The organism is Streptomyces sp. SAS_270 (genome assembly GCF_052543295.1).
The window spans coordinates 1-17,839 of record NZ_JBMNDS010000036.1 but is presented as its reverse complement, the minus strand read 5'-3'; the positions used below and the strand labels follow the sequence as shown (position 1 = coordinate 17,839).

Here is a 17,839-nt window from a genome sequence, read left to right as displayed (position 1 = left end):
CTGTGGCACGGAAGTGACCATTCCGCTACGGTGTCCGCGCCCGGCAACGGGAACCGTCCAGGCCCCGGCGTCGTCCCTCGCTCACGGGAACGGCGAGGAGGACGGTGATGGGCGCCTGGCAGCCACTTGCGGAGGAACTTCCGCCGGAGGTACGCCACTTCGTGGAGCAGTTGCGGCTGCTCAAGGACCGCACCGGGCTCAGCCTGGTCGCCCTGGGCGCGCGCACGGCGTACAGCAAGTCCTCCTGGCAGCGCTACCTCAACGCGACCCAGCCGCCGCCCCGGCAGGCGGTCGTCGCCCTGTGCCGGGTGCTCGGCGAGGAGCCTGAACGTTTCGTCGTGCGCTGGGAGCTGGCGGTTCAGGCGTGGCCCCGCGAGCCGGCACAGGCCGGACCGCAGGCGACGGCCCAGGCGGCGGGAGGTGGCCCCGCGTCCGGCACGTACGGGCGCGAGGGCGCGGACGTCTACGAGGAGGACCCCACCCTTCCGTGGTGGGACGCGCCCGAAGAGCGGCCCGGAACCAGGGCGTCGCGATCGGCGCGCGGATCCTCGGGGCGGCTGCTCCTCTACGTCGCGCTGCTCGGGCTCGTCCTCATCGGCCTCGTCGCACTCGTCGGCGCCGTCACTCTCGGGTGAACTGATTGTTCTTGTGGCTCCTGAGGTCGCTCCTGTGTTCCCATTGTGTCGATGTCTTGACAAGTTCGGGGATTTACGTCGATCGGCTTCAACAGCCGGGCTAACGTGGCCAATCGGGACGGTACGGGATGCTCCGGGACGTCCCGTGCCGGAATTCGGCGGAGATCAGCGCAGCTCAGAGGTTCGACAGGTCGACCAAGGGGTCAGTGGGACACTGGACCGCAGACCAACCGGCGTGCAACGGTGCATGCCTCGGCCCGAAATGCTCCCGTGCGCCCCCGCCCCGGGAACTGAGATCCCGGCCGGGCGCATCCCTGTGGGTAGCCAGAACGGGGACTTGGCGGAGGGCCGCCACGCGCGGGAGAACAGTCAGGCACGTACGGGGGGAAAGCAATGAGGGGGGACAAGCAATGCCTCGTTGGAGGGCCTTGCCGGATGAGCTCGATCCGCAGGTCAGGGAGTTCGCCAGCCAGCTGCGCCGACTCGTGGACCGGAGCGGGCTGAGCATCGCCGCAGTGGCCGACCGCACGGGCTACAGCAAGACGTCCTGGGAGCGTTATCTCAACGGCCGGCTCCTCGCCCCCAAGGGGGCGATCGTCGCCCTGGCCGAGGTGACCGGGACCAACCCCATCCATCTCACCACCATGTGGGAGCTCGCCGAGCGTGCGTGGAGCCGCTCGGAGGCGCGCCACGACATGACCATGGAAGCGATCCGGATCTCCCAGGCGCGGGCCGCGCTCGGCGAGTTCGGACCGACCCCGGCGAAGGGGAGCAACGGCAAGCAGTCCCGCAAGGGCGGCAGTACGACGGTGACGCCGGGGATCGCCGGACCGGCGGGCGTGTCGCCGACCGTCCCGCCGATGGTGCCGCCGACCGTCCCTCCGCAGCCGACGGCTCCGGACGTCCAGGACTCCGTGGGCGGCGACGTACGGGGAGGCGCGTCTCGGCCGGGTTCGTCCGCGGGTACGGGCGGCGGCGGGGGCGCGGGTACGGGTTCGTCCGGGAGCTCCTCCGTCGCCAACTCGTGGGGGCTCGCCGGGTACGAGAGGCCCGCGCAGGCTCCCGGCCGGGGGGCCGGGAGCACGCCGGAGGCTTCCGGGCGGAATTCGGGGGCGAGTGCCGGTGTCGGTGTCGGTGTCGGTGCGGGGGCGAGTGGTTCCGGTGCCGGGGCGAGTGCGGGTGCGGGTGCGTCCGGGGCGTTCGGGCCGCCGCCCGGTGGGACGCCGCCGCAGGACGCTCGGCCCCCGTCCGGCGGGTCGGCCGACGCGGCGCGTCGCAGGCGGCGGCTCACGATGTTCCTCGCGGGGATCGTCGGCACGCTCGTCGTGATCGCGGCGGCCGTGTTCCTGACCCGCGGTGGCGGTGACAAGAAGGACGAGAGCACGCCGAAGTCGCCCACCACCTCCGCCGCCGTCGACCCCGATCTGCCGGTCGGGGTCAAGTGCAGCGGGAGCAGCTGCACGGGCAAGGACCCGGAGAACATGGGCTGCGGCGGGACGCTGGCGACCACCACCACCAGCGTCACCGTCGGCACCACCCTTGTCGAGGTCCGCTACAGCAAGACCTGTGGGGCGGCGTGGGCCCGCATCACCCAGGCCGCGGCCGGCGACAAGGTCGAGGTGTCCTCGGGTGCGGCGGCCAAGCAGACCGGGGCGGTCGACACGGACACCGACGCGTATACGCCGATGGTGGCTGTGAAGGACGCGGGGGACGCGAAGGCCTGTGCGACGTTGAAGGCCGGGCTGAAGGGCTGCACGAAGTAACCCCGCGGGCGGGGCTGTTCTCGTACGGTGCCGGGCTCGTCCGGCGTACGAGGATGGTCCCGCCTCGCTGTGCGTTCCGGTGCCGGGTCCGCCCACGAAGCCGGTTTTCGCCCCCTCCGCCCCTGCCCTTCCCGTGGTCCTGGGGGCTGCGCCCCCTCTCCCCCTGCCATCGCGCTGACGCGCTCGTCCTCAAACGCCGGACGGGCTGAAATGCCCCACCCGCCGGTCGGCTGAAATACCCCACCCGCCCGATGAGCTGAGGTGCCGCCACCCGCCGGACGGGCTGAAGTGCCCCACCCGCCGGTCGGCTGAAGTGCCCCACCCGCCCGACGGGCTGTCCCACCGCCGGTGGGCCGGCATACCGCCACCCGCCTGAAATCCCGAACCCCAAAACTCCTCCCCGCGCACACGCATGCCCGTGTGTTCTCGGGGCAGGCGGACGGTAACCCCACGGGATCCGGTGGCTGTTCGGGAGGAGACACCCCCTTCCGGGCTGTTCCGGTTGCCATTGGCGGCCGTCTTGCCCACCTCTCCCGGGCAGGCGGCCGCCTTTTCGTCGCTCTGTGGGGTGGGCCACACGTACCTGGACGTTCGGGATCCCGGAGGCGCGATAGCCTGACGGGCGGATCTCTCTTGACGCCAAGAGATCGATCATCTGTATCCCTGATCGATCATCGCGGCGGAGCAGGGGATCCGGATCCTGCACCCGGGGCAGCGACGCCCCACCGCCAGCTGTCATACGGAGAACGCCATGACCCGCACTCCCGTGAACGTCACCGTCACCGGCGCGGCCGGCCAGATCGGTTACGCCCTGCTCTTCCGCATCGCCTCCGGCCAGCTGCTCGGCGCGGACGTGCCGGTCAAGCTGCGCCTCCTGGAGATCACGCCGGCGCTGAAGGCCGCCGAGGGCACCGCCATGGAGCTCGACGACTGCGCCTTCCCGCTCCTTCAGGGCATCGACATCACGGACGACCCGAACGTCGCCTTCGACGGCACGAACGTCGCCCTTCTCGTCGGCGCCCGCCCGCGCGCCAAGGGCATGGAGCGCGGCGACCTGCTCTCCGCCAACGGCGGCATCTTCAAGCCGCAGGGCAAGGCGATCAACGACAACGCCGCGGACGACATCAAGGTCCTCGTCGTCGGCAACCCGGCCAACACCAACGCGCTCATCGCGCAGGCCGCCGCCCCGGACGTACCGGCCGAGCGCTTCACCGCGATGACCCGCCTGGACCACAACCGCGCGCTGACCCAGCTCGCGAAGAAGACCGGCACGACGGTCGAGGACATCAAGCGCCTCACCATCTGGGGCAACCACTCCGCCACCCAGTACCCGGACATCTTCCACGCGACCGTGGCCGGCAAGAACGCGGCCGAGACCGTCAACGACGAGAAGTGGCTCGCCGAGGACTTCATCCCGACCGTCGCCAAGCGCGGCGCGGCCATCATCGAGGCCCGTGGCGCGTCCTCCGCCGCCTCGGCCGCCAACGCCGCCATCGACCACGTGTACACGTGGGTCAACGGCACCGCGGACGGCGACTGGACCTCCATGGGCATCCCGTCGGACGGCTCCTACGGCGTCCCCGAGGGCCTCATCTCGTCCTTCCCCGTCACCACGAAGGACGGCCAGTACGAGATCGTCCAGGGCCTGGACATCAACGAGTTCTCGCGCGCCCGCATCGACGCCTCCGTGAAGGAGCTCGAAGAGGAGCGCGAGGCGGTCCGCAGCCTCGGCCTCATCTGAGCCGACCGAGCCACCCGCTCAACGCGCAAGGCCCCGCCCCGGATTCGTTCCGGGGCGGGGCCTTCCGCATGCGTACGGAAAGTACGTATCGAACGTACTTTCTTTATCCCCGCATGAGGTGACACTGCGGACGTAGCCGTCGCTATCGTCGCAGTGAGCAGGCTGATCGGGGGACGGGGACAAGAGATGTGGCGGTGGGACGCTCACCAGCAGCGGTGGATCGACGACGGCAACAGTGCGGGCGACGGCGCGGGCGGTGACGCCGGGTCGGAGACTCCTTGGTGGGCCGCGGAGGAGACCCGGGCGGCCGGTCTGCGGCCACCGCCGCCGGTCCAGCAGCCGGCGGCACAGCAACCGCCGCCGCCACCGCCGGTCGGAATGCCGCCTCCGGTTCAGCCGCCTCCGGTTCAGCCGCCGCCCGTTCAGCAGCCCTGGCAGCAGCCCGGGCCGTGGTCCGCTCCCGTCCCTGGAACCGTTCCCGGCCCCGCTACCGCGCGCGGTGGCTCCGGGCAGCTGATCGCCATGGTCGTCGCCCTGGTCCTGGTGGCCGGCGGGATCGGGGCGGGGGTGTGGGTGCTGATGCGGCGCGACGCGGCGGACCGTACGGCGTCGGGGGGCTCCCAGTCGTCCGTGAGCGCCTCCGCTTCCGCCCATGCGCCGGAGTCCCCGTCCCCCTCCCCGTCGGCTTCCGCGTTCGCCTCCACCTCGACGCTCGCGAGCACCCCGCCGCAGACATCCCTCGCCCCGCAGCCGGAACCGGCTCCCGGATACAGCCGGGCGGTGGACCCCGTCGGCTACACGCTCGACGTGCCCGACGGGTGGCTCCGGAAGCAGGAGAAGGGCGAGAAGGCGCCGGTCGTCACCTACTACACCGACCCCGGCGACAGCCGCGAGATCGAGCTGTTCAAGGTCACCGAGGACAGCCCGGCCGACTCCCTCGACCAGGCCGAGAACAAACCGTGGGGCTTCAGGAAGCAGCTCTCCGGCTACGAGGTCCTCGACCGTACGTCGGGCCCGGGCTGGGCCGAACTCACCTACCACTACGACGGTGGTGAGGAGGTGGGCCCCCTCCTGGTCATCGACCACCGCTTCACGGCACCCGACGGCACGCTCTACGCGATCCGCGTCAGCCACTACGAGGGGGCCACGTCCGAGGACCTGCGCGGGCTGCTCACGACGGCCGTGAGCTCGTTCTGCCCGACGGGTGCGGACTGCACAGGGGCGTAGCCGGCGGCAGCCGCTTCTCGAACCAGTACGCGGCGTAGGCGTTGTCGTCGTAGCGGGGGATCTCCGTGTACCCGCAGGCCCGGTACATCGCCTGGGCCTCGGCGAGGACCGCGTGCGTGTCGAGGCGGACGACTCCGTGGCCGCGGGAGACGGCCTCGCGTTCCAGGCCGTCCAGGATCCGCCGGGCCAGCCCGAGCCGCCGGGCGTCCGGGTGCACCCACACATGCCGGATCTCGCCGACCCCGGGCTCCAGCCCGCGCAGCGCCCCGCAGCCGACGGGGCGCCCCTCCTCGTACGCGACGAGGAAGGCGCCGGCGGCTGCGGACACCTCGTGGGGCCGTACGAGGGCGGCCGGGTCGAAGCCTTCCGGGAAGCGCTCGTCGATGTCGGCGGCGTAGGCGGCCAGGCAGTGGCGGGCGTCGGCCGAGGAGCCGTCGACGACCTCGACCGTGATCGCCGCCAGCCGCAGCAGCCGCTCGGCTGTGGCGACAGCCGCCGTGAGGTCACCGCGCTGCCGCTCGCTCAGTCCGCCGAGCAGGCCCGCGGCGAGGACGTCGGCGCGGTGGTTCTGCTCCTTCACCTCGACCCGCCCGGCCGGGGTGAGCCGGGCGATGCGCAGCCTGCTGTCGTCGGGATGCACGCTCACCCGGACAAGGCCCTGCGATTCGAGCGCCTTGACCATCCGGCTCAGATATCCGGCGTCGAGCCCGAGCCGGCCCCGGAGGTCTCGGAGGGAGGCGCCCGCCCCGGCCTCGGAGCCCCCCGTGCCATCGGCGGTCGCGGCGGTCGCGGTGGTCTCGGCGATCTCGAAGAGCAGGCGTGCCTCACCGAGGGGGCGGTCCTGCCCGAGGTAGTGGTCGTCCAGGGCTCCGATGCGCCGGGTGAAGTAACGGTTGAAGCGGCGCAGGGCCTTCACGTCTTCCGCGGCGACCGGTTCCGTAGAGACTCGCTCCATATCTTTGACTGTAGTCAAAGAAATCGCTCGGCGTCTCAGATCTTCTGCAACTCGCTCTGCAGCTTCGAGATGTCCACCGACTCGTCCGCCGACGGCGTGGCCGACGGGACCGGCTCGTTGTAGTCGGTGAAGAGCAGGGTCAGGTCCGAGCCCTTGCCCTTCTCCGTCGCCTCCACCAGGTGGTGGTCGTCGTCCGTGCTGACGTACAGCGTGGTCTTCTTGCCGGCTTCCTTGTACGACAGCGGGATGACCTTCGAGCCGTCGACCGTCGTCTCGGCGCCCTTCGTCAGGGTGTGCCGGTTGTCCGGATCGCCGGTGATCTCCTTCTGGAAGGTGTCGAGGTCGCAGCTGTCGGCCATGCCCTTGACCAGGGCGTCGCCGGTGGAGCCGTGGATGTAGCGGTTCTTGAACAGCTCGGCGGCCGCGTCGCCCTGGCCACCGGGGATCTGGGTCTTCCAGAAGGCCTTGTCGGGTTTCATCCAGACCTGTCCGTCGCGCACGACCATCTTCACGCTGCCCCCGTCGGAGCCCATCTCGATGGAGCCCGTGCAGTTGCCGTCCTGGTCGAGGGCGAGGTCCATCGAGGTCGGCTGGGTGGTGCTGGTGCTCGTGCCCGCGCTGTCGTCGGTGAGCTTGAGGTGGACCGACTTCGCCTTCAGCAGGGTCTCCTGCGCCTTGTCGGAGAGTTCCTGTGCGCTCGCGCCGTCGCCGTCGTCCGCCCAGGACAGCGCGGGGGAGAGGGGTGAGACGGGCGAGAGGGGCGACAGGAGAAGCGCTGCGGCGACCGCCGTGCGGGCGAGCGTCTTCCTGGACATCGCGTCACCTCCATGGTGCGCATCAGCGCCTCACTACTCAGCGTACTTTTGTGCCTGTTTGCCCGCATTTTCAGTGACGCGGCCCACTTTCGGCCATGGATCGCGCATGCATCGCTGGTCGAGGGGCAGGCGCTCACGGCCCCCGAGAGTGACACGTGTGTGACACAGGGGCACTGAACAGGAACGGAAGGCAACACCGACCATGGCCGGACAGCAGGGACACCAGACGATTCATGTGGGCGGGGAGTGGCGCGAAGCCGTCTCCCGCGCCACTCGCGACATCCTCGACCCCGCGGATGCCAAGCCGTTCGCCGTGGTCGCGGAGGGCGACGCGCGGGACGTGGACGCGGCGGTCGCCGCCGCCCGCCACGCCTTCGACGAAGGCCCGTGGCCGCACACCGCCGTCGCGGAGCGCGCCGCCCTGCTGCGCCGTGTCGCCGACCTCCTCGTGCGCGACCGGGAACAGCTCGGGCTGCTGGAGAGCCGTGACGCGGGCAAGACGGTCGAGGAGGGGCGCGTCGACATCGACTGCGTCGCCGACGCCTTCCGGTACTTCGCCGACCTCGTCCTGGGGGAGGGCGGCGGCCGTGTCGTCGACGCCGGGTCCAAGGACATCCACAGCGTCGTCGTGTACGAGCCCGTCGGCGTCTGCGCCATGATCACGCCCTGGAACTACCCGCTGCTGCAAGCCAGTTGGAAGGTCGCGCCCGCCCTGGCGGCCGGCAACACCCTGGTGATCAAGCCGAGCGAGATCACCCCGCTGACCACCGTCGCCCTCATCGACCTGCTGGTGGAGGCCGGGCTGCCGGTCGGCGTCGCGGGCATCGTGACGGGGCCCGGGCATTCGGTCGGCGCCCGGCTGGCCGAGCACCCGGACGTCGACCTCGTCTCGTTCACCGGAGGTCTCGCCAGCGGCACGAAGGTCGCCCAGGCCGCCGCCGTGAGCGTGAAGAAGGTCGCGCTGGAGCTGGGCGGCAAGAACCCCAACGTCGTGTTCGCCGACGCCTGTTCGACCGAGGAGGACTTCGACACGGCCGTCGACCAGGCCCTCAACGCCGCGTTCATCCACAGCGGCCAGGTCTGCTCGGCGGGCTCCCGCCTCATCGTCGAGGAGAGCGTGCGCGAACGCTTCGTCGCCGAACTCGCCCGCAGGGCAGGCCTGATCAGGCTCGGCCGCGGCACCGAGGAAGGCGTCGAGTGCGGCCCGCTCGTCTCCGAGCAGCAGCGCGCGAAGACCGAGGCGTACGTCGCCTCCGCGCTCGCGGAGGGCGCGGTGCTGCGGTCCGGCGGCAAGCGCCCCGAGCCGTCCGCCGAGCGGCCCGCCACCGGGTACTTCTACGAGCCGACCGTCCTCGACCGGTGCCACCGGGACATGAAGGTCGTACGGGAGGAGGTCTTCGGGCCGGTCCTCACCGTCGAGACCTTCCGCACCGAGGACGAGGCCGTCGCGCTCGCCAACGACACCGAGTACGGGCTCGCGGGCGCCGTCTGGACCGCCGACGCGGGCCGCGCCCGACGCGTCGCGGGACGTCTGCGCCACGGCACCGTCTGGATCAACGACTTCCACCCCTACCTTCCCCAGGCGGAGTGGGGCGGCTTCGGCAAGAGCGGAGTCGGCCGCGAACTCGGCCCGTCCGGTCTCGCCGAGTACCGCGAGACCAAGCACGTCTACCAGAACCTCGCGCCGCGGCCTGTGCGCTGGTTCAGGGGCTGAGCTCGATGCCGACCCCGACTGCGCTCGGATCCGGCTGGGGGTCCGGGGGTTATCCCCCGGGACAGCACAGCCAGAACCTCGCGCCGAAGCCGGTGCGGTGGTTCGCCGGCTGAGCGCCGCAAGTCCCCAAGAGCCGGGCCGCGTCCCCCACGTACGGCCTTGTCCCCCCGTCCCCCACCCATTACGCGCAGTACCTTGCACGATCTTGAGGAGCACCACTTCATGTCCGAGCACGAGAACACGTACGACTACGTCGTCATCGGCGGCGGCACGGCAGGCTCCGTGATCGCGTCCCGGCTGACCGAGGACCCCGACGTCACCGTCGCCGTCATCGAGGGCGGTCCCAGCGACGTGGGCCGCGACGACGTCCTGACCCTGCGCCGGTGGATGGGCCTGCTCGGCGGCGAACTGGACTACGACTACCCGACGACCGAGCAGCCACGCGGCAACTCGCACATCCGGCACAGCCGGGCCCGCGTCCTAGGAGGGTGTTCGTCCCACAACACGCTCATCGCGTTCAAGCCGCTGCCGTCCGACTGGGACGAGTGGGAGGCGGCCGGTGCAAAGGGCTGGGGTGCGGTGCCGATGGACGCGTACTTCGGGCGGCTCCTCAACAACATCGTTCCCGTCGACGAGAAGGACCGCAACGCCATCGCCCGCGACTTCGTGGACGCCGCGCAGTCGGCGCTCGGCGTGCCGCGCGTCGAGGGCTTCAACCGGGAGCCGTTCACCGAGGGCGTCGGCTTCTTCGACCTCGCGTACCACCCGGAGAACAACAAGCGCTCCAGCGCTTCGGTCGCCTACCTGCACCCCGTGATGGACGAGCGCCCCAACCTCCGCATCCTCCTGGAGACCTGGGCGTACAAGCTGGAGCTGGCGGGGACGCGCGCCACGGGCGTGCACGTACGCGGCAAGGACGGTGCCGAGACCCTCGTACGGGCCCGCCGCGAAGTCCTGCTGTGCGCGGGCGCCGTGGACTCGCCGCGCCTGCTCCTGCACTCCGGGATCGGGCCGCGCGAGGACCTCGAAGCGCTCGGCATCCCCGTCGCGCACGACCTCCCGGGCGTCGGCGAGAACCTGCTCGACCACCCGGAGTCGGTGATCGTCTGGGAGACGCACGGGCCCATTCCCGAGAACTCCGCGATGGACTCCGACGCGGGCCTCTTCGTGCGCCGCGACCCCGAACACGCGGGCCCCGACCTGATGTTCCACTTCTACCAGATCCCGTTCACCGACAACCCCGAGCGCCTCGGCTACGAACGCCCCGCGCACGGCGTCTCGATGACGCCCAACATCCCCAAGCCGCACAGCCGCGGCCGGCTCTCCCTGACCAGCGCGGACCCCGCCGACAAGCCCGCCCTCGACTTCCGCTACTTCACCGACGAGGACGACCACGACGGCCGGACCCTCGTCGACGGAATCAGGATCGCCCGCGAGATCGCCAAATCCGAGCCGCTCGCCGGATGGCTGAAGCGCGAGGTGTGCCCGGGACCCGACGTCACGGGCGACGAGGAGCTGAGCGAGTACGCGCGCAAGGTCGCGCACACCGTGTACCACCCGGCGGGCACCTGCCGTATGGGTGCCGCGGACGACCAACTCGCCGTGGTGGACCCCGAGTTGCGCATCCGTGGCCTCGACGGCATCCGGATCGCCGACGCGTCCGTCTTCCCGACCATGCCCGCCGTGAACCCCATGATCGGGGTGCTCATGGTCGGGGAGAAATGTGCCGACCTGATCGGAGGCGGTGCGTGATGACCACCACGACCACCGTGCCCACGCCCGAGCCCGCGAACGCCCCCGCCACGACCGGGAGTTCGCCCGTCTTCTCCGTCCACAACCTGTGGAAGGTGTTCGGCCCCAAGGCCGAACGCATACCCGGCGACCCCGAACTCGCCGCGCTCACCCCCGCGGAGCTGCGCGCCAGGACCGGCTGCACCGCCGCGGTGCGCGACGTCAGCTTCGACGTGCGCAAGGGCGAGGTCTTCGTCGTCATGGGCCTGTCCGGCTCCGGCAAGTCCACCCTCGTCCGCTGCCTGACCCGGCTCATCGAGCCGACCTCAGGCTCCCTCGCGATCGACGACGAGGACGTCCTCGCCATGGACACCGCCCGGCTGCGCGAACTCCGCCGCCACCGCGCCGCGATGGTCTTCCAGCACTTCGGCCTGCTCCCGCACAGGTCCGTCCTCGACAACGTCGCCTACGGCCTGGAGATCCAGGGCGTCAGCAAGGCCGAACGCCGCAGGCGCGCCCAGGACGTCGTCGCCAAGGTCGGCCTGGAGGGCATGGAGCAGCGCAGGCCCGGGCAACTGTCCGGCGGCCAGCAGCAGCGCGTCGGGCTCGCACGGGCCCTCGCCGTAGACCCTGAGGTCCTCCTCTTCGACGAACCGTTCAGCGCGCTCGACCCGCTGATCCGGCGCGACATGCAGGAGGAGGTCATCCGGCTGCACCGCGAGGAGGGCCGCACGATGGTCTTCATCACCCACGACCTGAACGAGGCACTGCGCCTGGGCGACCGCATCGCGCTGATGCGCGACGGCAGCATCGTCCAGCTCGGCACCCCCGAGGAGATCGTCGGGTCCCCGGCCGACGACTACGTCCGCGACTTCGTCCAGAACGTGCCCCGCGAGCAGGTCATGACGGTGCGCACCGCCATGCGCGCCGGTGACTGCGGCGGCTCGGAGCACCCGGGCCGGCTCGCCCCCGACACCGTCGTCATCGACGCGATCAGGACCGTCGCGCACAGCGGCCGGGCCGCCTGTGTCGTGGAGGACGGCCGTTGCCTGGGGGTGGTCGACCACGAGCGGCTGCTCGACGTGGTGGCCGGAGCGGGGCCGAGCAAGGAGGCGGTCTGATGGCAACGGTCACCACCCCCGCCCCCCGGATCGCGCTGCCCGGTGTCCTCAGACACCGCGCCGCGGGCAAGCTCCTGCTGCTCGCCGTCGCCGCGGCCGTCCTGGTGCCGCTCGCCAACGCCCGCTGGGCGAGCGGAAGCTGGCCGCACGCGCTGACCGTCGACCTGAGCGAACCGCTCGGCCGGGCCAGCACCTGGATCATCGACAACCGCGACAGCCATCCGCTGTTCCTGTACTTCTTCGGATACGTCAGCAACGCCGTCGTCCTCTCCGTCCGCGCCGTCTACCTGGTGCTGCTCGCGGCTGGCTGGGCGGGCGTCACGGCCGTCGCGGCGGTCACCGCGTGGCGGGTCGCCGGTGTCCGGCTGGCGCTGGGCACGGCCGCCGCGTTCCTCGCATGCGGGCTGCTCGGTATGTGGGTGCCCACCATGCAGACATTGGCGCTCATGGTGGTTGCCGTACTCGCGTCCGTCGTACTGGGCGCCCTGCTCGGCCTCGCCGCCGGGCTCTCCGACCGCACCTACCGCGCCCTGCGCCCGGTCCTCGACACCATGCAGGTGCTCCCGGCGTTCGCGTACCTGCTCCCCGTCGTCCTGGTGTTCGGCATCGGCGTGCCCGCGGCCGTGCTCGCCACCGTCGTGTACGCCGCCCCGCCCATGGCCCGGCTCACCGCGCTCGGCCTGCGCGGCGCCGACGCCGGGGTGATGGAGGCCGTCGCCTCACTCGGCGCCACGGCCCGCCAGCGGCTGCTGACCGCCCGCCTTCCGCTGGCCCGCAAGGAACTCCTCCTCGGCCTCAACCAGACGATCATGATGGCGCTGTCCATGGCCGTCATCGCCTCCGTGATCGGCGCGGGCGGCCTCGGTGACCGTGTCTACCAGGCCCTCGCCTCCGTGGACGTGGGCGCCGCGCTCGCCGCCGGCATCCCGATCGTGCTGCTCGCCGTCGTGCTCGACCGGGTGACCGGTGCGGCGGGAGAGCGCCTCGGCGAGCCCAACGGCAGCCCCCTGCAATGGGGTTACGCGGCCGTCGTCGCCGTGGCCGTCGCACTCGCCGGACGGCTCACCGGCCGCCTCGACTGGCCCGAGGCATGGTCGGTCGGCATCGCCGAGCCCGTGAACCACGCCGTCGACTGGATGACCGACCACCTCTACTCCGGCGTCCCGTACATCGGCGGCACCGCCGACTGGGCGGGCCACTTCACCACCTGGGTCCTCGACCCGCTCCGGGACGGCCTGCTCTGGCTGCCCTGGTGGTCGGTCCTCCTGGTCGTCGCCACGCTCGCCTGGCTGATCGGCACCTGGCGCACCGCGCTCACCGCCGTCCTCGCGATGGCCGCGATCGGCGTCCTCGGCGTCTGGGAGCCGTCCCTCGACACCCTCTCCCAGGTACTGGCCGCGGTCGCCGTGACCCTCGTCCTCGGCTTCGCGACCGGCATCGCCGCGGCCCGCAGCGAACGCGTGGAGCGGGCCCTGCGCCCGGTCCTGGACGTCTTCCAGACGATGCCGCAGTTCGTGTACCTGATCCCGGTGGTCGCCCTGTTCGGCATCGGCCGCGCCCCGGCCGTCGCCGCGGCCGTCGTCTACGCACTGCCCGCCGTCGTCCGCATCACCACCCAGGGCCTGCGCGCGGTCGACCCGGCCGCGCTGGAGTCCGCCCGCTCCCTCGGCGCGACCGGCATGCAGCAACTGCGCCAGGTCCAGCTGCCGTTGGCCCGCTCGTCCCTGCTCCTCGCCCTCAACCAGGGTGTCGTCCTGGTCCTCGCCGTGGTCATCATCGGCGGCCTGGTCGGCGGCGGCGCGCTCGGCTACGACGTCGTGTTCGGGCTCGCCCAGGGCGACCTGGCCACCGGACTCGTCGCCGGCGCCGCGATCGTCTGCCTCGGCCTGATGCTCGACCGGGTGACCCAGCCCACGGGCCGACGAGGGAAGAAGGGAGCCTGACATGCGCATACGTACGATTTCGGCGGTGGCCGGGGGATCGGCCCTGTTGCTGCTGACCGGCTGCGGCGCCGCCGACATGACCAAGCAGTCCTCGCCCTACGCCAACGCCCAGGGCGCCAGGACGGTGACCCTCTCCGTGCAGTCCTGGGTCGGCGCACAGGCCAACGTGGCTGTCGCGCAGTACCTGTTGGAGCACCGGCTCGGCTACCGCGTCGACACCGTCCAGGTCGACGAGGTCCCGGCCTGGGACGCGCTCAGCCAGGGCCGCGTCGACGCGATCATGGAGGACTGGGGCCACCCCGACCAGGAGAAGCGGTACGTCGAGGACAAGAAGACCATCGCCCACGCGGGCGACCTCGGCGTCACCGGCCACATCGGCTGGTACGTCCCGACGTACTTCGCCAAGCAGCACCCCGACGTCACGAACTGGAAGAACCTCGACAAGTACGCAGACCAGCTGCGCACCGCGGAGAGCGGCGGCAAGGGCCAACTCCTCGACGGCTCCCCGTCGTACGTCACCAACGACAAGGCGCTGGTGGACAACCTGGACCTGAACTACCAGGTGGTGTTCGCCGGTTCGGAGGCGGCGCAGATCACCCAGATGAAGCAGTTCGCCAAGGAGAAGAAGCCCTTCCTCACCTACTGGTACTCACCCCAGTGGCTCTTCGAGAAGGTCCCGATGACCGAGGTGAAGCTCCCCGCCTACAAGGAGGGCTGCGACGCCGACGCCAAGAAGGTCGCCTGCGCCTACCCGCACACCCCGCTGCAGAAGTACCTCAACGCGGACTTCGCCAGGAGCGGCGGCAAGGCGGCCGCCTTCCTGAAGAAGTTCAAGTGGACGACGGAGGACCAGAACGAGGTGTCGTTGATGATCGCCAACGACAAGCTGACCGCGCAGGAGGCGGCGAAGAAGTGGGTGGCCCGCCACGCCTCCACATGGAAGGCGTGGCTGCGGTAGCCTCCGACCGTCGCGTGATCACCGCAGCCCGTCGGCGATCCCCCGCAACGCCCCCGTCGCCGCCCGATGCAGCCCCGGCCCGAACGTGATCCGCGTCGCCCCTCGCCCGCCCAGCTCGGCCGGCGAGGGGCCCCCGTCGAGCGTGGCGAACACGTTCACCGGCCCCTGGATCCCGGACCGCAGCAGGGGCAGTACGCCGACGGGGGCGCCGATCGGATACACGCAGTCGGCGCCCGCGGCGACGTACAACGCGGCCCGCTCGATGGCCCGTCCGGGATCCGTGACCCCGCGCATGAACGTGTCGATGCGCGCGTTGACGAAGAGCTGGTCGGCCGCGGCGGCCCGCACCTCGGCGAGCCAGTCGGCGTGCCGGGCCGCATCCTTGAGGGCACCCCCGTGCGAGTCCTCAAGGTTGCAGCCCACCGCGCCCGTCTCCAGCAGCCGCTCCACCAGCTCCTTCGGCGCGAGCCCGTACCCGTCCTCGATGTCCGCGGACACCGGCACGTCGACGGCCCGGACGATCCGCGCCACCGCCGCGAACATCTCGTCGGCGGGCGTCGCCCCGTCCTCGTACCCGAGCGAGGCCGCGACCCCGGCGCTGGGCGTCGCGAGCGCCGGGAACCCCGCGTCGGCGAACACCCGCGCGGAGGCGGCGTCCCACGGCCCGGGAAGGACCAGCGGGGCGTCGGGCAGACGGCCCCGGTGCAGCGCGCGGAACGTCTCTGCCTTGCTCACCACGTGGGTCCTCCCGGTGGGATGCGGCGGCTGACCATCAGCCGGTTCCATCCGTTGATGACGGTGATCAGCCCGATGAGATGGGCGAGCCGATCCTCGTCGAAGTGCTTGGCGGCCCGCTCGTACACCCCCTCCGGCACGAAGCCGTCGGTCAGGACTGTGACGGCTTCGGTGAGCGCGAGAGCGGCCCGTTCGCGCTCGCTGTAGAGGTCCTCGGCCTCCTCCCAGGCGTCGAGGAGATCGAGACGCCGCTGATCGACGCCGTGCTCGCGCGCGAGGCCGAGATGCATGTCGAGGCAGAACGCGCAGTGGTTGATCTGCGAGGCGCGGATCATGACGAGTTCGGCGAGCTCCGGATCGCCGAGCCCCTTCTTCGCGGCCGCGCTCAGCGCGGACATGGCCCGCCCCACCCGCTGGGCGAGCACCTGCGTACGGCTCACTTGTGCGTGCCCGCCTGGTAGTGGCCCGGCGTCATCCGGGTGCTCACCCCGAACCGGTTCCACGCGTTGATCACCGTGATCGCCGCGATCAGCTGGGACAGCTCCGCCTCCTCGAACTGCTTGGCGGCCCGCTCGTACACCTCGTCCGGCACGAAGCCGTCGGTCAGCACGGTGATCGCCTCGGTCAGCTCGATCGCGGCCAGTTCCTTCTCGGTGTAGAAGTGCCGCGACTCCTCCCACGCGCTGAGCTGAATGATCCGCTCGACGCTCTCGCCCGCCGCGAGCGCGTCCTTGGTGTGCATGTCGAGGCAGAACGCGCAGTGGTTGATCTGCGACGCCCGGATCTTCACCAGCTCGTACAGCTTGGGCTCCAGGCCCTGGCGGGCGGCGGTGTCCAGCCGCAGCATCGCCTTGTAGACCTCGGGGGCGTGCTGGGACCAGTTCAGACGGGGGGCCTGCTCGGCGGCGTACGGGACGGATTCCTCAGTGGTCATGTCCTCGACCCTAGGAGCGGAGCAGCCCAAGGGTATGGTCCATTTCCATGGCGAAAACCTGGGCCACTTTGGGCGTCGACCTGCACCTGGAACCGAACAGCTCCGGCGGTCTGCGCCGGGGCCTGACCGACGCCCTGCGGGACGCCGTCCGCGGCGGCCGGCTCGCTCCCGGCACCCGCCTCCCCTCCTCACGCACCCTCGCCGCCGACCTGGGCATCGCACGCAACACGGTCGCCGACGCGTACGCCGATCTCGTCGCCGAGGGCTGGCTCACCGCCCGCCAGGGCTCCGGCACCCGCGTCGCGGAGCGCCCCGTCCCGCAGCGCACGGCGGACACCCCACCCCACCCGCGCGAGCCGGGCCGCCCCACGTACGACCTCGTCCCCGGCGCCCCCGACCTCGCCTCCTTCCCGCGCACGGAATGGCTCAAGGCGGCCCGGCGCGCACTGGCGGCGGCCCCGCACGACGCCCTCGGCTACGGCGACCCGCGCGGCCGCGTCGAACTGCGCACCGCGCTCGCGGTCTACCTGGCCCGCGCCCGGGGCGTCCGCGCCGACCCGGAGCACATCGTGGTCTGCTCCGGGTTCGCGGACGGGCTGACACTGCTCGGCCCGGTGCTGCGCGGGCGCGGGCTGCGCTCGCTCGCCGTGGAGTCGTACGGCCTCGACGCGCACTGGAACCTGCTGGAGCGGGCGGGGCTGCGCACCGTGCCGCTGCCGTTCGACGAACTCGGCACGGACATCGGCGAGTCGGCGGGCGTACGCGGCATGCTGCTGACCCCCGCGCACCAGTTCCCCATGGGCCTGCCGCTGCACCGCGACCGGCGGGCCGCCGCCGTCGACTGGGCGCGTCGCACCGGCGGCCTGATCCTGGAGGACGACTACGACGGCGAGTTCCGCTACGACCGTCAGCCGGTGGGCGCGCTCCAGGGCCTGGACCCCGACCGCGTCGTCTACCTCGGCACCGCCAGCAAATCCCTCGCGCCTGGGCTGCGGCTGGGCTGGATGGTGCTGCCGTCGGCCCTGGCCGCGGAGGTCGTCGCGCTCAAGCGCGGCGGTGGCTGGTCCAGCGGAGTCCTGGACCAGCTGACGCTGGCGGAGTTCCTCACGTCGGGGTCCTACGACCGGCACGTCCGCGCCGCGCGCCTTCGTTACCGGCGTCGGCGCGACGGTCTGGTCGCCGCCCTTGCCGCGCAGGCGCCCGGCGTCCACGCCACCGGCATCGCGGCCGGCCTGCACGCCGTCCTCCAACTCCCGCCCGGCACCGAGCAGTCGGTGCTCCGCGCGGCCGCCTGGCAGGGCCTCGCCCTGCACGGCCTCACCCGCTACCGCCACGCCCTGTCGACCGCGCCTCCGCTCGACGCCCTCGTCGTCGGCTACGGCACGCCGGCGGACCACGCGTGGGCGGGGGCCCTCGCCGCGCTGTGCAGGGCGCTGCCGTCGCCGTAGAAGCAGGGCTTTTACCCGTACGGGGGGGGGGGGGGGGGGGGGGGGGGGGGGGGGGGGGGGGGGGGGGGGGGGGGGGGGGGGGGGGGGGGGGGGGGGGGGGGGGGGGGGGGGGGGGGGGG

Annotated in this window: 15 protein-coding genes; 10 read left to right on the top strand and 5 right to left on the bottom strand. The window is 71.8% G+C overall.

Annotation, left to right across the window (positions count from 1 at the left end):
- Window positions 1-107: 107 nt before the first annotated feature.
- From ACN6LB_RS23400 to ACN6LB_RS23385, 4 genes are all read left to right on the top strand, one after another.
- Window positions 108-635 carry a helix-turn-helix domain-containing protein gene (locus ACN6LB_RS23400; RefSeq protein ID WP_445027630.1) on the top strand — a complete coding sequence of 176 codons (528 nt, stop codon included), beginning with the start codon at window positions 108-110 and terminating at the stop codon, window positions 633-635.
- Window positions 636-1,045: 410 nt separating this feature from the next.
- Window positions 1,046-2,398 (top strand): DUF2690 domain-containing protein, encoded by a 1,353-nt coding sequence (locus tag ACN6LB_RS23395; RefSeq protein WP_445027629.1) that lies wholly within the window; start codon window positions 1,046-1,048, stop codon window positions 2,396-2,398.
- Between the two features lie 751 nt (window positions 2,399-3,149).
- Complete coding sequence (locus ACN6LB_RS23390; RefSeq protein WP_445027628.1) at window positions 3,150-4,139, top strand: malate dehydrogenase; 990 nt, start codon at window positions 3,150-3,152, stop codon at window positions 4,137-4,139.
- A gap of 153 nt (window positions 4,140-4,292) precedes the next feature.
- Complete coding sequence (locus tag ACN6LB_RS23385) at window positions 4,293-5,366, top strand: hypothetical protein (RefSeq protein ID WP_445027627.1); 1,074 nt, start codon at window positions 4,293-4,295, stop codon at window positions 5,364-5,366.
- Here ACN6LB_RS23385 and ACN6LB_RS23380 read toward each other — a convergent pair.
- Both ACN6LB_RS23380 and ACN6LB_RS23375 read right to left on the bottom strand, forming a co-directional pair.
- A complete protein-coding gene (locus ACN6LB_RS23380; protein WP_445027626.1) occupies window positions 5,311-6,321 on the bottom strand; it encodes a bifunctional helix-turn-helix transcriptional regulator/GNAT family N-acetyltransferase in 1,011 nt (336 codons plus the stop codon). The genes ACN6LB_RS23385 and ACN6LB_RS23380 overlap by 56 nt on opposite strands.
- A 35-nt stretch (window positions 6,322-6,356) precedes the next feature.
- Complete coding sequence (locus tag ACN6LB_RS23375; protein ID WP_445027625.1) at window positions 6,357-7,136, bottom strand: hypothetical protein; 780 nt, start codon at window positions 7,134-7,136, stop codon at window positions 6,357-6,359.
- 202 nt (window positions 7,137-7,338) lie between these two features.
- Between ACN6LB_RS23375 and ACN6LB_RS23370 the strand changes: the two genes are divergently transcribed.
- From ACN6LB_RS23370 to ACN6LB_RS23350, 5 genes are all read left to right on the top strand, one after another.
- Window positions 7,339-8,850 (top strand): aldehyde dehydrogenase family protein, encoded by a 1,512-nt coding sequence (locus ACN6LB_RS23370; protein WP_445027624.1) that lies wholly within the window; start codon window positions 7,339-7,341, stop codon window positions 8,848-8,850.
- Between the two features lie 222 nt (window positions 8,851-9,072).
- A complete protein-coding gene (locus ACN6LB_RS23365; RefSeq protein ID WP_445027623.1) occupies window positions 9,073-10,602 on the top strand; it encodes a GMC family oxidoreductase in 1,530 nt (509 codons plus the stop codon).
- Window positions 10,602-11,702, top strand: coding sequence for a quaternary amine ABC transporter ATP-binding protein (locus ACN6LB_RS23360; RefSeq protein ID WP_445027622.1), 1,101 nt, complete (start codon window positions 10,602-10,604; stop codon window positions 11,700-11,702). Before ACN6LB_RS23365 ends, ACN6LB_RS23360 begins: the two co-directional genes overlap by 1 nt.
- The gene (locus ACN6LB_RS23355) at window positions 11,702-13,645 is read left to right on the top strand and encodes an ABC transporter permease (RefSeq protein ID WP_445027621.1); all 1,944 of its coding nucleotides are present in this window, start codon (window positions 11,702-11,704) and stop codon (window positions 13,643-13,645) included. Before ACN6LB_RS23360 ends, ACN6LB_RS23355 begins: the two co-directional genes overlap by 1 nt.
- A 1-nt stretch (window position 13,646) precedes the next feature.
- A complete protein-coding gene (locus ACN6LB_RS23350; protein ID WP_445027620.1) occupies window positions 13,647-14,603 on the top strand; it encodes an ABC transporter substrate-binding protein in 957 nt (318 codons plus the stop codon).
- An 18-nt stretch (window positions 14,604-14,621) separates the two neighbouring features.
- Here the strand turns inward: ACN6LB_RS23350 and ACN6LB_RS23345 are convergent, their stop codons facing one another.
- From ACN6LB_RS23345 to ACN6LB_RS23335, 3 genes are read right to left on the bottom strand one after another with little or no spacing between them, the layout of a single operon-like run.
- Window positions 14,622-15,338 (bottom strand): isocitrate lyase/PEP mutase family protein, encoded by a 717-nt coding sequence (locus ACN6LB_RS23345; protein ID WP_445027619.1) that lies wholly within the window; start codon window positions 15,336-15,338, stop codon window positions 14,622-14,624.
- Window positions 15,335-15,736, bottom strand: a complete 402-nt coding sequence (locus tag ACN6LB_RS23340) for a carboxymuconolactone decarboxylase family protein (protein ID WP_445027674.1) — start codon at window positions 15,734-15,736, stop codon at window positions 15,335-15,337. Before ACN6LB_RS23340 ends, ACN6LB_RS23345 begins: the two co-directional genes overlap by 4 nt.
- A 38-nt stretch (window positions 15,737-15,774) precedes the next feature.
- A complete protein-coding gene (locus ACN6LB_RS23335) occupies window positions 15,775-16,272 on the bottom strand; it encodes a carboxymuconolactone decarboxylase family protein (protein WP_356131735.1) in 498 nt (165 codons plus the stop codon).
- Window positions 16,273-16,319: 47 nt separating this feature from the next.
- Between ACN6LB_RS23335 and pdxR the strand changes: the two genes are divergently transcribed.
- Entirely contained in the window at window positions 16,320-17,720 is a 1,401-nt protein-coding gene (gene pdxR, locus ACN6LB_RS23330) for a MocR-like pyridoxine biosynthesis transcription factor PdxR (protein ID WP_445027618.1), read from the top strand.
- The last annotated feature ends 119 nt before the right edge of the window (window positions 17,721-17,839 follow it).